13 protein-coding genes and 1 other RNA gene are annotated in these 13983 nt (G+C 69.8%); 6 read left to right on the forward strand and 8 right to left on the reverse strand.

Annotated elements, in window-relative coordinates; translation table 11 throughout:
* Positions 1–12: 12 nt before the first annotated feature.
* Together glnA and ASG12_RS12570 are read right to left on the reverse strand one after the other, a co-directional pair.
* Positions 13–1353, reverse strand: coding sequence for a type I glutamate--ammonia ligase (gene glnA, locus ASG12_RS12565; RefSeq protein ID WP_045823127.1), 1341 nt, complete (start codon positions 1351–1353; stop codon positions 13–15).
* An 84-nt stretch (positions 1354–1437) separates the two neighbouring features.
* Positions 1438–3072 carry an alpha/beta hydrolase gene (locus ASG12_RS12570; RefSeq protein WP_082501949.1) on the reverse strand — a complete coding sequence of 545 codons (1635 nt, stop codon included), beginning with the start codon at positions 3070–3072 and terminating at the stop codon, positions 1438–1440.
* 179 nt (positions 3073–3251) lie between these two features.
* Here ASG12_RS12570 and panB point away from each other — a divergent pair, with 179 nt between their 5' ends.
* From panB to ASG12_RS12585, 3 genes are all read left to right on the forward strand, one after another.
* Positions 3252–4097, forward strand: a complete 846-nt coding sequence (gene panB / locus ASG12_RS12575; protein WP_055790830.1) for a 3-methyl-2-oxobutanoate hydroxymethyltransferase — start codon at positions 3252–3254, stop codon at positions 4095–4097.
* 95 nt (positions 4098–4192) lie between these two features.
* The gene (gene pip / locus ASG12_RS12580) at positions 4193–5182 is read left to right on the forward strand and encodes a prolyl aminopeptidase (protein WP_055790018.1); all 990 of its coding nucleotides are present in this window, start codon (positions 4193–4195) and stop codon (positions 5180–5182) included.
* Positions 5179–6696, forward strand: coding sequence for a CYTH and CHAD domain-containing protein (locus ASG12_RS12585; protein ID WP_055790020.1), 1518 nt, complete (start codon positions 5179–5181; stop codon positions 6694–6696). Before pip ends, ASG12_RS12585 begins: the two co-directional genes overlap by 4 nt.
* 41 nt (positions 6697–6737) lie before the next feature.
* On the opposite strand, the gene rnpB is transcribed toward ASG12_RS12585, so the two are convergent.
* An RNA gene (gene rnpB / locus ASG12_RS14515) (RNase P RNA component class A) lies at positions 6738–7162 on the reverse strand.
* A gap of 107 nt (positions 7163–7269) precedes the next feature.
* Between rnpB and ASG12_RS12590 the strand changes: the two genes are divergently transcribed.
* From ASG12_RS12590 to ASG12_RS12600, 3 genes are all read left to right on the forward strand, one after another.
* Positions 7270–8349, forward strand: a complete 1080-nt coding sequence (locus ASG12_RS12590) for an alpha/beta hydrolase (RefSeq protein ID WP_235456730.1) — start codon at positions 7270–7272, stop codon at positions 8347–8349.
* An 85-nt stretch (positions 8350–8434) separates the two neighbouring features.
* The gene (locus ASG12_RS12595; protein ID WP_055790836.1) at positions 8435–8956 is read left to right on the forward strand and encodes a DUF1697 domain-containing protein; all 522 of its coding nucleotides are present in this window, start codon (positions 8435–8437) and stop codon (positions 8954–8956) included.
* Positions 8957–8975: 19 nt separating this feature from the next.
* On the forward strand, positions 8976–10202 hold the full coding sequence (locus ASG12_RS12600) for an SLC13 family permease (protein WP_327197950.1): 1227 nt from the start codon (positions 8976–8978) through the stop codon (positions 10200–10202).
* A gap of 21 nt (positions 10203–10223) precedes the next feature.
* On the opposite strand, the gene ASG12_RS21715 is transcribed toward ASG12_RS12600, so the two are convergent.
* The 5 genes from ASG12_RS21715 to ASG12_RS12615 form a co-directional block, all read right to left on the reverse strand.
* Complete coding sequence (locus tag ASG12_RS21715) at positions 10224–10526, reverse strand: hypothetical protein (protein ID WP_156378085.1); 303 nt, start codon at positions 10524–10526, stop codon at positions 10224–10226.
* Complete coding sequence (locus tag ASG12_RS22250) at positions 10523–10657, reverse strand: hypothetical protein (RefSeq protein WP_268810447.1); 135 nt, start codon at positions 10655–10657, stop codon at positions 10523–10525. The genes ASG12_RS21715 and ASG12_RS22250 overlap by 4 nt, the downstream gene beginning before the upstream one ends.
* A 279-nt stretch (positions 10658–10936) precedes the next feature.
* The gene (locus ASG12_RS12605) at positions 10937–12043 is read right to left on the reverse strand and encodes a bifunctional RNase H/acid phosphatase (protein ID WP_082501951.1); all 1107 of its coding nucleotides are present in this window, start codon (positions 12041–12043) and stop codon (positions 10937–10939) included.
* A gap of 2 nt (positions 12044–12045) precedes the next feature.
* On the reverse strand, positions 12046–12783 hold the full coding sequence (locus ASG12_RS12610; RefSeq protein ID WP_055790023.1) for a zinc ribbon domain-containing protein: 738 nt from the start codon (positions 12781–12783) through the stop codon (positions 12046–12048).
* Positions 12784–12822: 39 nt separating this feature from the next.
* On the reverse strand, positions 12823–13983 hold the full coding sequence (locus tag ASG12_RS12615; protein ID WP_055790026.1) for a Nif3-like dinuclear metal center hexameric protein: 1161 nt from the start codon (positions 13981–13983) through the stop codon (positions 12823–12825).

Genomic DNA, 13983 nt, shown 5'->3' on the forward strand with positions numbered 1-13983 from the left:
CCCGTGTCGGTCCTACAGCGCCAGGTAGCTCTTCAACTCGAACGGCGTGACCTGGCTGCGGTAGTTGTTCCACTCGGTCCACTTGTTGCGGAGGAAGTAGTCGAAGACGTGCTCGCCGAGCGCCTCGGCCAGCAGCTCGGACGACTCCATCGCCTTCAACGCGTCGCCGAGACTTCCCGGGAGCTCCTTGTAGCCCATGGTGCGACGCTCCGCCGACGTCAACGCCCACACGTCGTCCTCGGCCTCGTCGGGCAGTTCGTACTGCTCGGCGATGCCCTTGAGGCCGGCGGCCAGCAGCACCGCGAACGTGAGGTACGGGTTGCACGCCGAGTCGGGGCTGCGGACCTCGATACGTCGCGACGACGCCTTGTTCGGGGTGTAGAGCGGAAGACGGATCAGCGCCGAGCGGTTGGCGCCGCCCCAGCTCGCCGCGGTCGGGGCCTCGCCGCCGTGGATGAGTCGCTTGTAGCTGTTGACCCACTGGTTGGTGACCGCGCTCAGCTCGGAGGCGTGGTGCAGGATGCCCGCGATGAAGTGCTTGCCCGTCTGCGACAACTGCATCGGGTCGTCGGGGTTGTGGAACGCGTTGGTGTCGCCCTCGAACAGGCTCATGTGGGTGTGCATCGCCGAGCCGGGATGCTCGCTGAACGGCTTGGGCATGAACGTCGCCCACACGCCCTCACCGATCGCGACCTCTTTGACGAGGTAGCGGAACGTCATGACGTTGTCGGCCATCGACAGCGCGTCGGCGTACCGCAGGTCGATCTCCTGCTGACCGGGCGCGCCCTCGTGGTGGGAGAACTCGACCGAGATCCCCATCGACTCCAGCGCGTCGATGGCGTGGCGACGGAAGTTCGGCGCACTGCCGTGCACGACCTGGTCGAAGTAGCCGCCCGTGTCCGACGGGGTGGGCGGCGACCCGTCGGTCGGGGCGTCCTTCATGAGGAAGAACTCGATCTCGGGGTGGACGTAGCAGGTGAATCCCTGGTCGGCCGCCTTGTTGAGCTGTCGCCGGAGCACGTGGCGCGAATCGGCCCACGACGGCGTGCCGTCGGGCATCGCGATGTCGCAGAACATGCGGGCCGAGTGGTGCTTGCCACCGCTCGTCGTCCACGGCAGGACCTGGAACGTCGACGGGTCGGGCTTGGCGATGGTGTCGGCCTCCGACACCCGCGAGAAGCCCTCGATCGACGAGCCGTCGAAGCCGATCCCCTCGGCGAAGGCGCCTTCGAGTTCGGCCGGCGCGATGGCCACCGACTTCAGATATCCCAGCACGTCGGTGAACCACAGACGGACGAATCGGATGTCCCGTTCTTCGAGGGTACGAAGGACGAATTCCTTTTGGCGGTCCATGGATCAGAGGCTAGAAGCGCGCTGTTAAATCTGTGTTACGGACACGGATCGAGCCCGCCCAACTGGGGCTGCGGTGACCCCGTCTCAGCATGTGGCACCCACCGGCGGCAGCGTGAGATCGACGAGGTACTTCGTCAACGGGTCGTCGAGGCAGGCGTTGCCCTCGAACGACGCCGTGTGCTGGGTTCCCCGGAACGTCATCAGGCGGGCGCCGAGCTGTCCGGCCAGCGAGACCCCGGCCGCGTACGGCGTGGCGGGGTCGTCGGTGGTCGACACCACCACCGTCGTCGGCAGACCGGTCGCGGCGATCCGGTGCGGCTGCGAGGTGGGCGGCACCGGCCAGAACGCGCACTCGTCGGCCGAGCCACGCCCGGTCCCCCGACCGTCGTCGCGGAACGGTGCCGCGCGACGTAGATCGGTGTCGAGCCGGTCGAGCGTGGCGCGGTCGGTGATGGGTGGACCGTCGACGCAGCGGATGGCGGTGAAGGCGTCGGCGCTGTTGTCGTAGCGACCCGAACGGTCGCGACCCTCGTACAGATCGGCCAGCCGCAACAGGGTGTCGCCGCGCCCACCGGCGAGTTCGGCGAGCCCGTCGCGCAGATACCGCCAGAGGTTCTTGCTGTAGAGCGCCTGCCCGGTGCCGGTGAGCGCGTCGCCGTAGGTGAGGCCACGCGGGTCGGTCGTCGGCGCCGGCCGACCGATGAGGGGGCGGGTCAGTTCCTGGTAGCGAGCGGTGGCCCGGGCCGGATCGGTACCCAGCGCGCAGCCGCGGCGGGTCACGCAGTCGGCGGCGAAGCCGTCGAACGCACGCTGGAATCCCGCGGTCTGCGCGACGACGTCGGCGACCGGGTCGGCCGACGGGTCGACGGCGCCGTCGTTGACCATCGCCCGCACTCGGGTCGGGAACCGCTCGGCGTAATCGGCGCCGATGAGGGTGCCGTAGGAGTAGCCGAGATAGTTGAGCTGCTCGTAGCCGAGCGCTCCGCGCAGGACGTCCATGTCGGCGATCACGTCCGCGGTGCCGACGTGGCCGAGGAAATCACCACCCATCTCCCGTGCGCATGCCGAACCGACTGCGGCGTTGCGCTGCTCGACCGCGGCGATGCCCGCGGGGCTGGTGTCGACCCAGTCCCGGGCACGCACCGCATCGCGCTCGGCGTCGGTGCGGCACCGGATCTGCGGCGTCGACCGTCCGACACCGCGGGGGTCGAAACCGACGATGTCAAGGGTGCGACTGACGTCGCGGTCCGCGAAATCGGTTGCCACCGAGGCCATGAAGTCGACACCCGATCCGCCCGGCCCACCGGGGTTGGTGAGCAGGATCCCCGTGGCGCGATCGGCGGCCTTGAGCCGGAACACCGCGAGCGACGCCGTCGCGCCGGTCGGATCGTCGTAGTCGACCGGGACGGTCAGTCGCCCGCACTGACTGCGCTGCGCCGGGTATCCGCCGTCCGGGGCGAACTCCGCACACGACCCCCACGCGATGCGCTGGCCGTAGAACCGGCCGAGAGGACCCGCGACCGGCGCCGCCGACGGGTCCGGGGCCACCGAGGTGTCCGAACCGTTCGCGGTCGAACCCACCACCGGTGCGCCGAGATCGAATCGCTGGGTGGCGGTGCTCGCGCAACCGGCGAGCAGCAGCACCGCGGCGAGAACCGACCAGCGCAGGCCTCGACGGTGCCGGCGGGACGGTTCGACTGTCGACGTCGGGTGCGGCATCGACCCATCGTGGCACGGCACCCGACGGCTCGACCTCGGTGAGCGACACACGCCAGCGGTGTGAGGCATGGCACACCGCGTAGACCTGGGACGTCGCGGTGTACGGGTGCCACACTGGTGGCGTCCCATCCACCCGGGTACTCGCGCATCGCGAGACTCGAGGCACGAAAGAGACGATGATGTCTGACAGCTCTGTCTACGGCGCCCCCTCCAGCGCGCCGACCTCTCCCCGCCGCGCGACCCGCGTCCACCACCTGGCCCAGATGAAGGCCGAGGGTGAGAAGTGGTCGATGCTCACCGCGTACGACTACTCCAGCGCCCGCATCTTCGATGCCGCGCAGATCCCGGTGCTGCTGGTCGGCGACTCCGCGGCCAACGTGGTCTACGGCTACGACACCACCATCCCGGTCTCGATCGACGAACTCCTACCGCTGGTCCGCGGCGTCGTGCGCGGCGCCCCGCACGCTCTGGTCGTCGCCGACCTGCCGTTCGGCAGCTACGAGGGCGGCTCGGCGCAGGCACTCACCTCGGCCATCCGCTTCTTCAAGGAGGGCGGGGCACACGCGGTGAAGCTCGAGGGCGGCGAGCGCGTCGCCGATCAGATCGCGACCCTGAGCGCCGCGGGCATCCCGGTGATGGCCCACATCGGCTTCACGCCGCAGAGCGTGAACGGACTGGGCGGCTTCCGCGTCCAGGGCCGCGGCGACGCCGGCGACCAGCTCATCGCCGACGCGATCGCCGTCGCCGAGGCCGGGGCGTTCGCAGTCGTGATGGAGATGGTCCCGGCCGACCTGGCCGGCCAGATCACCCGCAAGCTCACCATCCCCACCGTCGGTATCGGCGCCGGCAACGAGACCGACGCCCAGGTCCTCGTGTGGCAGGACATGGCCGGCTTCACCCACGGCAAGACCGCCAAGTTCGTGAAGCGCTACGCCGACATCGGCACCGACCTGCGGGTCGCGGCCGAGCAGTACGCCGACGAGGTGCGCCGCGGACAGTTCCCCGGTCCGGAGCACAGCTACTGATCGGCACCGCGCGCCGAACCTGACGCGCCCGATCGCGATCCGATCGTCACCGAGGGACGTGTCACCGCATCGGGCACACCCGGCATGATGGACCGATGCGCGACTTGTACCCGGCGATCGAGCCGTACCAGCAGGAGATGCTCGACGTCGGTGACGGACAACGGATCCACGTCGAGTGCAGCGGCGATCCCGAGGGCAAGCCGGTGGTGTTCGTCCACGGCGGGCCCGGCGGGGGCACGTCGCCCGATCAGCGTCGGTTCTTCGATCCGACGGCCTACCGGATCATCCTGTTCGACCAACGCGGGTGCGGGCAGTCGACCCCGCACATCGCCGACGGCGCCGATCTCTCGGTCAACACCACCGCGCACCTGATCGCCGACATGGAGCGCATCCGCACCCATCTCGGGGTCGAGCGGTGGCAGGTCTTCGGCGGGTCGTGGGGTTCCACACTGGGTCTCGCCTACGCCCAGGCCCACCCGGAGCGGGTCACCGAGTTGGTGCTGCGCGGGATCTTCCTGCTGCGCCGCAGCGAGATCGACTGGTACTACAACGGCGGTGCGGCACATCTCTTCCCGGATCTGTGGGAGGGCTACCTGGCGCCGATCCCCGAATCCGACCGCGACGGCGACCTCGTGGCGGCCTACCGACGGCTCCTCGCCTCCGACGACCCCGACGTGCGATCCGCCGCCGCCACGGCGTGGACGAACTGGGAACAGCGCACCAGTCATCTGCTGCCGACGCCCGACGGCGACGACGTCGACACCCGTTTCGATCTCGCTTTCGCCTCGATCGAGAACCACTACTTCACCCACGGGGGCTTCCTCGACGACGGTCAGCTCCTCCGCGACATCGACCGCATGGCACACATTCCCGGTGTGATCGTCCAGGGCCGATACGATGTGGTCTGTCCGATGCGCAGTGCGTGGGATCTGCACCGCGCGTGGCCGTCTGCCGATCTGCGCATCGTCGACGACGCCGGCCACGCCTCTTTCGAGGCCGGGATCAAGCACCATCTCGTCGAAGCGACCGACCGCTTCGCACGCACGCCCCACACGACCGAGGAGAGGGACGCCCGCACATCATGACCGCGCACGAGCAGATCGAGATCGAGCTGAAGTTCGACGTCGCGGCCGGGCGACCGATCCCCGACCTGACCGCGCTGCCGGGTGTCGCCTCCACGTCGGGGCCGATCGAGGAGAACCTCGACGCCACCTACTTCGACACCGAGAACCTCGATCTCGCCGACAACCGGATCACGCTGCGCCGCCGGACCGGCGGCCACGACGAGGGCTGGCATCTGAAGCGGCCGGCGGGCGCCGGAGGGCGACGCGAACGGCAGGTCCCGCTCGATCCCGACGACGCCGACCCGGCGACCGGCATCGCGCACGCCACCGTCCCCGGTGAGCTACTCGAACCGGTCCGCGTACACGTGCGCGGTCGGACGCTGTCGCCGGTGGCGGTGATCGGCACCCGACGTCAGATCACCGAGGCCCGAGGCGACGACGGCCGTCTGCTGGCCGTGATGTGCGCGGACCTGGTGACCGCACGGTCGCTGCTGCCCGGCGGCACCGGGCAGACGTGGTCGGAGTGGGAGTTCGAACTCGTCGGCGAGGGCGGGGGCGACACCGACCTGCTCGGGCCCGCCGAGGAGCTGCTGCGTGAGGCCGGCGCCACCACCGCCTCGAGCGCGTCGAAACTCGCCCGCACCATCGGCGCGATGCCCGGCCACCGATCGACGAAGCCGCTGCCGAAGAACCCGACCGCACTCGAACTCGTGATCACCGAACTGTCCCGTCACCGCGACCAGCTCGTGGAGTGGGATCCGGCCGTACGTGCCGACGTCGACGACGCGGTCCACCAGATGCGGGTGGCGACACGCAGACTCCGCAGCGTGCTGCGCGCGTTCGACACGGTCCTCGGCGGCTCTGCACGCGACACCATCGGCGACGAGCTCAAGGAACTGGCGTCGGTGCTCGGGGTCGCGCGCGACGCCGAGGTGACCGCGCAGCGCTACGCCGAACTCCTCGCCGACGAGAACGCCTCGGACGCACTGCGCGCGGCGCTCGTCGACGAACAGAACCGCCGGTACCGCCGAGGGCTGCGTGTCGCGGTGACGGGGATGAACTCCGCCCGCTACTTCGCCCTGCTCGACGCCATCGACGAATACCTCGTCGATCCCGTCGCCGGTCCCGACGCCGAGCGGCCCGCGAAGAAGGCCCTGCGTGACGCCGTCGATGCGAGCCGCCGTTCGGTGCGCAAGGCGCAACGCAGGCTCGCGAAGCACGACCGGGACACCGAGGAGTGGATCGAGCAGATGCACACGGTCCGGAAGAAGGCGAAGCGGCTGCGCTACATCGCCGAGGCGGGCGCGACGCTCGGCATCTCCCGACACAAGCAGGTGGGCGCGACGGCGAAGAAGATCCAGTCGCTGCTGGGTGACGCCAACGACGCAACGCTGAGTCGCGAACTGCTGGCCGAGGTCGCAACGGGTCTCAGCTCGCCGACCGATGCCTTCGTCCTGGGCCGTCTCGATGCCCGGGAAGAGGAACGCCACGCCGAGGCGCTGCGCCGCTACGACGCCATCGCCGACGACCTGTAGCGCGGCCGGCCCCGGTGGGGCGCAGCGTCGACGAGGGGGTGCGAACGAGTCGACCTGTAAGCCGGATCCTGTCCCGACCGCGAGGGTCGTGGGCGATCATCCATCTGGACACACCGTCGCCGGGTGCCTCGAGCGGTCCACCCGCAGGCTCGGGCGAGCAGCCCTCGAACGCCTGCGCAGCCGCACCTCGCGGTGCGACCTTCGACCTTGCTCCGGGTGGGGTTTACCGAGCCGCCGTGGTCACCCACGGCGCTGGTGCGCTCTTACCGCACCGTTTCACCCTCACCGACTCCCGCACCCGAGGGCGCGGTGTCGGCGGTCTGTTCTCTGTGGCACTTTCCCGCGGGTCACCCCGGGTTGTCGTTAGCAACCACCCTGCTCTGTGGAGTCCGGACTTTCCTCGATCGCGGGCATGTCACCCTCGCGGGCGACCGTTCCCGCAGACCGCGATCGCCCGGTCGGCTCGTTCGCCGGTTTATGATAGCCGCCGTTCGGCCCATGCCTGATCGTCGTCGCGCCCACGGCGGCATCAGGATCGAACCGACGACGCGCATCAACCTGGGGGGTTGGACCTTGAACACACTGGACACGGCGACATCCGGCACGGCATCGGCATCGACATCGACGAGAGCTCTGGCGGTTCTCCTCGCCCTGGTCGCGGTCGTCACCACAGCCGCTCTCTCGCCGTCGGTCGCGCAGGCGGCGCCTTCCACGCCCACACCCGGTGTCACCACCACACAGCCGACCACGGGCGCCCCGGCCGCGCGGGTCGTGTCGGTGGTGATGACCGCGCCCCAGAAGGCCCGGCTGCGCGTCTTCTCGCCGTCGATGCGGAAGACCATCTCGGTCGACGTGCTTCTCCCCCGCGACCGGAGTCGACCGCGACCGTCGCTGTACCTGCTCGACGGCATCGACGCCGGCGTCCTCACCGGATACCGCCAGAGCGGCTGGACCGATCAGACCGACATCGTGCGCTTCATGGCCGACAAATCGGTGAACGTCGTCCTGCCGATCGGAGGGACCGCGAGCTACTACACCGACTGGGATCGGACCGATCCCGTTCTCGGCCTGAACAAGTGGGACACGTTCCTCGCGTCGGAGCTTCCCCCGGTCATCGACCGGACGTTCTCGGGCAACGGCGTGAACGCGATCGGAGGTGTCTCGATGGGAGCCACGGGCGCGATGATGCTCGCCGTCCGTCACCCGGGTCTCTACCGTGGCGTGGCCGCGTTCAGCGGATGCCTCGATCTCCTCGATCCCACCGCCGCGGCGGCCACGCGGGGCAGCATCCTGACCCGCGGCGGCAACCCCGACAACATGTGGGGCCCGCCCGGTGACGCGCAGTGGCGGGCACACGATCCCGCGTCCCAGGTCGGCGTGCTGAAGGGGACCTCGCTTTATCTCGCCGTCGGGAACGGTCTCCCCGATTTCTCGCTGGGCCTCGCCGGACTGGCATCGCCCGTCGGTGGGGTGTTGGAGAGCGGCGCGTTGACGTGCACCAACTTGTTCGCGAGCGCCGCCCGCCGGGCCGGGGTGGCGACCACGATCAACTATCGATCCGGCTTGCATTCGTGGGGCTACTGGAATCAGGACCTGCACCGCTCGTGGCCGACGGTGGCCCGCGCCCTCGGTGTTCCCGTCGGCCGACGGTAGCGTCCGCCGCCACGACGGTCGCGGGGACGACGGCGCTGGGACGACGGCGCTGGGACGACCGGGGTCGGGGCGCTACCCTGACGCGGTGGCCCGCTACGTCGCTCTGCTCCGAGGCATCAACGTCGGTGGCGTGCGGGTCGGAATGTCCGATCTGCGAGACGAATTCGGGTGTCTCGGGTTCACCGGTGTGCGCACGGTGCTCGCCACCGGCAACGTCGTGTTCGACGCCGAACCCGACCGCGATCCGTCACAGGTGCGTGCGCTGATCGAGCCGGCACTCGGCGCACGGTTCGGCTACGAGGCGTTCGTGTTCGTCCACACCGCCGACCGGGTCGCCGCGGTCACCGCTGCGTATCCGTTCGACGAGCGTGACGGCGTCCACGCCTATGTCGTGTTCGTCGATGGCACTGCGGTCCTCGACGAACTGCTCGGTGTGGACATCGACGGCGACGTCGAGTCGGTGGCCCGCGGTGACGGTGTCGTCTACTGGTCGGTGCCGCGGGAGCAGACGCTGACGAGCGCCTTCGGCAAGGTGCTCGGCAAGCCGAGATACAAGGCGACGACCACCAATCGCAACCTCCGCACCCTGCGCAAGATCCTCGCCTGAGGCCCCGGGGACGACAGACATGATGGCAGCGGGCGCGGTGGCGCTCATGGTGGTGGCGCTCGCGTTCGCGGTGTGGCGTCCGCGGGGGCTCCCCGAGGCGACGGTCGCGGTCCCCGCGGCCGCGATCGCGATCGCCGTCGGCGCGGTGACATTGGGTGAGGCGTTCGACGAGATCCACCGTCTGACGTCCACCGTCGCCACACTCGCTGCGCTGCTGGCACTCTCGCACGGGTGCGAGGTTCTGGGCGTGTTCGAGTGGGTGTCGCGGCAGATCGGCCGCGCCGGCGCCGGCAACGGGCGACGGTTGTTCGCGTTGGGCTTCGTCGGGGCCGCGGTCACGACTGCGGCCCTGAACCTCGACGCCACCGTGGTGCTGCTGACGCCGGTGCTCATCGCCGTGACGCGGGGACTCGGTGTCGGCCCTCGCCCCCTGTCGGTGGCGACGATCAGCCTGGCCAACGCGGCGTCGTCGCTGATGCCGGTCTCGAATCTCACCAACCTGCTGGCGTTCTCGGCGACGGGCCTGAGCTTCGGGCGTTTCACCGTCCTCATGGCGCTCCCCTGGCTCGCGACGCTGGTGGTGCAGTACGCGGTGCACCGTTGGTGGTTCCGTCGCGAGATCGCCGAGATGCCTGAGAGCGATCCGCAGGAACCCGGACCGGCGCCGGTCACCGCGCTCTGCGTCCTCGCGGCGACTCTGCTCGGTTTCGTCCTGTCGTCTCAGGTCGGCGTGGAGCCGGTGTGGTTCGCGACCGCCGGAGCTGTGGTGCTGACCGTGATCGCGATGGCGCGCAGGAAGTCCGGGGTGACCGACGTCGTCCGCGCCATCAACCCGCTGTTCCTCGTGTTCGTGTTCGCACTGGGGGTCCTGGTGGCGGCGATCGCCGACGGCGCGATCGGTCGGTGGTTGGCGGGAATCGTGCCGAACGGGTCGGGGCTGCTCCCACTGCTGGGCATCGCCGCGATCGGCGCGGTGGTTGCGAACGTCATCAACAACATCCCGGCGACGCTGTTGCTCCTCGCCGCGATGTCCGGCGCCCCGACCGTCGCGCTGCTCGCGATGCTCCTCGGGGTCAACATCGGTTCCAACTTCACCTACGTCGGCTCATTGGCGAACCTGCTGTGGCGGCGCATCGTCAGTCGCGACGGCGTGGCCGTCTCCGCCGCGGGGTTCTCTGCCCTCGGCCTCGTCGCCGGTGTCCCGTCGATCGTCGCTGCGGTCACCGCGCTGTGGTTGGTCGCCTGAGTCGGTCGGGGCCCTCGGTGGTCATCTCGTCGTCCACTGATGGGGTTCGCATCCGACGGCACGGTTGTGGCGTCCGCATGCGGGGGCCGTGTGTGGCGAGTCGGTGAGGCCTCCGTCGGCCCAATCGGCTTCGGCGTGGTGCATTTCGGTATGCGCGAACGGAGTCGTGCAGCCATCTTTGCTACAGCTGCGGTAATGGCCGAACGCCATCAGCCGCTGCGCTTGTGAGGCGAGGCGCCGGCCGCGGCCGAAGAACAAGGGCTCGTTGGTGACATCGTCGAACACGGCGAGATGGGGCTGGGCGTCGGCAGCGAGCTTGATCACGTCATTGGGTCTGAAAAACCGCTGACCGTGCCGAAAAGCGACATCGAGCGTGCTTCGAACACACTCAGGTCACCTCCGAACAGAGCACGCTCGATCGCGCTTTTCGGCACGGTCAGCGCATCGTCGCGCACCTAGCCGACAGTTGCGCTGAGACTGCGATCGATGGTCCCGGTGAGCGGCCTCCTGCAGGACCTCGGGGGCGGCATCGCCGTGATCGCCATGCCCGGTCGCGGGCTAAGTTCGGTGAATAGTGTTGAACGTGAGTGTATTTCGGGTGGGCGCTTGCGTTCTACTGCCGCTGACGGTGCGGAAGCCGGACGCCGGGTGTGCGTTGTTTCCTCGTCGGCGAGCGCCGCGCTGTCAGCACACTCGACGACCGTTTCCGCACAGTCAGCCCCGCTGCAGGCGGGTCAGGCGAGGTGGTTGGTGTCATTGACGAGGCGGACGGAACTGCCTCCGTCGGAGTAGAACTCAGCCGTCGAGAGGGACGCCAGGTCCAGGTGGAGCTTGAAGAGGATCGACGGACCGACGTCGAGGGCATGGCGCAGAACGGTTTTGATCGGGGTGACGTGACTGACCACCACGACGTTGCCCGGACCGTGCTGCGCCACCACCTGCTCGGTCGCGACCCGGACGCGCTCGGTGACCACCTCGAAGCTCTCACCACCGGGCGGGGCCACGGTGACGTCGGACATCCACGCGCGGTGCAACTCAGGGTCACGCTGCATCGCCTCGAGGAACGTCAGGCCCTCCCACTCGCCGAAATCGGTCTCGGTGAAGCCCTCCACCTCGTGCACCGGCAGGCCGACGCGACGGGCGATGGCGTCGGCGGTGGCCCGCGCACGCGACAACGGGCTGGACACGATGGCCTTGATCCCGCCGCGCGAGGCGATCCGGTGCGCCACCCGATCAGCCTGCCGCACACCGAGAGCGGTGAGTTCGGGATTGCCGCGACCGCTGTAGCGCCGGTCCACCGACAGCGCCGTCTGTCCGTGACGCACCAGCAACAACCGGGTGGGCTCCCCCATCGCCCCGGTCCAGCCGGGACCGGTCTTCGCCGCCGCACTCTTCTCGACGGGCGCGGCCGGCTCGGGTGCCGTCGCGATCTGACCGTCGGCCTGCGTGTCCATCGCCTCATTGGCGAGGCGGTCGGCGTGCGAGTTCTCCGCACGCGGGATCCAGGCGAAGTCGACGCTCGAGAACTCCGCGACGAGATCCCGCGCCTGCGCGGCGAGCGGGATCATGTCCGGGTGCTTGACCTTCCAGCGCCCCGACATCTGTTCGACGACGAGCTTGGAGTCCATCCGGACCCGCACCTCGTCGGCGCCGATGTCGCGCGCGGCATCAAACCCGGCGATGAGACCGCGGTATTCGGCGACGTTGTTCGTGGCGCGGCCGATGTACTCCTTGCGCTCGGCGAGCACGGCCACGTGATCGGCGTCCCACACGACGGCCCCGTATCCGGCGACGCCGGGGTTGCCACGCGAACCGCCGTCGGCCTCGACGATCACGCGCACGGTCAGACCCCGGATTCGTGGGTGCGCACGATGATCGCGCCGCACTCGTCGCACCGCAGCACCTCGTCGGCCGGCGCCTGGCCGTAGCGGCTGAGGGTTCCGCGGTCGATCTCCATGCGACACGCCCCGCACCGCGCCTGCCGGAGCAGGCCTGCACCGATCCGCCCCTGTGACACCTGCTTGTCGTAGACGGCGAGCAGGGCGTCGTCGATCTGTCCGCGCAGTTCGTCCCGGCGGGTGCGCGCGGCGTCGGCGGTCACGTCGATCTCCGACATCGCCGTCGCCGCGGCCGACTCGGCCCGCGCGATCTCCTCCTCGGTGTGGGTCACCAGTGCCCCGCAGCGCAGTTCCTCTGCGGCGGTGGCCTCCTGACGTTCCATCACCTCGAGCAGCTCGTCCTCGGCGACACCGCGGCGACGGTGCAGTCCGGCGATCTCGTGCTCGATCTCGGTGAGCGCCTTGCCGGTGAGGGTGCCGCCGTTGAGCAGGGCCGAGTCCTTCGACAGGCGTGTGGCGAGGACGGCGATGTCGTTGTCGAGTCGCCGTACCTCGCGGGCGAGGTCCTCGGCGGCGATCTGAGCGGCGATGGTCTGGTCGCGGTACTCGCGCAGCGCCTCGGTCAGCTCGGCGACCCGCGCGGCCTCCGGCGAATGGGACCGCCGATGGGTGGCCCTCGAGACCCCGGCATCGACCTCGGCCAGGTCGAGGAGAGCTCTCTGATCGGCCGGATCTGCCTTCATGTCGCGAGGGTGTCCTGTTCTGTAGGGGTTCTCGCGACACTACCGGTCGGCGTCGGTCCTCTTCGTGACACCGCTGGTCCGGGGTCCGCTGTGCAGCGTGAACGGGTCGGTCGGCCGGTCGAAGACCGTGATCACCACCCCTGCGTCGTGGTCGTGGAGCACACCGGCGACCTGCGCGCACCAGGGGAACTCGGTCGCCCAGTGCCCGGCGTCGACGAGCGCCGGGCTCCCGGCCCGCAGGTGTTCGTCGGCGGGGTGGTGTCGCAGATCCGCGGTCACGTACACGTCGGCGCCGGCACCCGCCGCGGCATCGATCAGCGAGTCTCCGGCTCCACCGCACACCGCGACCGTCGAGATCATCGCGTCGGGATCGCCCGCCGTCCGCACGCCCCACGGCGCGGTCGTCAGCGAGTTCGCCACATGATCGGTGAACGTGCGCAACGACATCGGCTCGGCAAGGGTCCCCACCCGCCCCAACCCGATGTCGGACGGGGTGGAGGCGAGTTCGACGAGGTCGAAGGCGGGTTCCTCGTAGGGGTGCGCCGCGCGCAGGGCCGCGAGCACCGCGTCGCGCCGGCTGCGGGGTGCCACCATCTGCATCCGGTCCTCGGCGACGGAGGTGATCTCGCCGACGGCACCGATCGCCGGTGTCGCCGCGTCTCCCGGCAGGAACTCCCCTGTGCCGGCGACGGTGAAGCGGCAGCGGCTGTACTCGCCGATGGCCCCGGCACCCGCGGCGAACATCGCTTCGGCGACGGCGTCGGTCGCGGCGTGCGGGACCATCACCACCCACGAGTCCAGCGGCGGGCTCGGCAGCGGCGACAGCGGTCGGGTGTCGGTGACGCCGAGCGCGTCGGCGAGGGCGTCGGACACCCCGGGTCGGGCGATGTCGGCGTTGGTGTGCGCGGTGTAGAGCCCGCAGCCCGAACGGATGAGGCGGTGGATCAACCTGCCCTTCGGGGTGTGGGCGCCGACGGTGTCGACACCGCGCAGCAGGAGCGGGTGGTGCGCCACGATGAGTTCGACGCCGGTCGCGACGGCCTCGTCGACGACCGCGTCGGTCACGTCGACGCAGATCAGCACCGCGGTGACGGTGTCGCCGGGATCGCCGCAGACGAGACCGACACTGTCCCAGGACTCGGCGTGTCGGGGTGGATAGGTCGCGTCGAGCAGTTCGATCAGATCGCGCAGGGCGGCCAC

The sequence above is a fragment of the Williamsia sp. Leaf354 genome, assembly GCF_001424365.1.
Taxonomy (GTDB): Bacteria; Actinomycetota; Actinomycetes; order Mycobacteriales; family Mycobacteriaceae; genus Williamsia_A.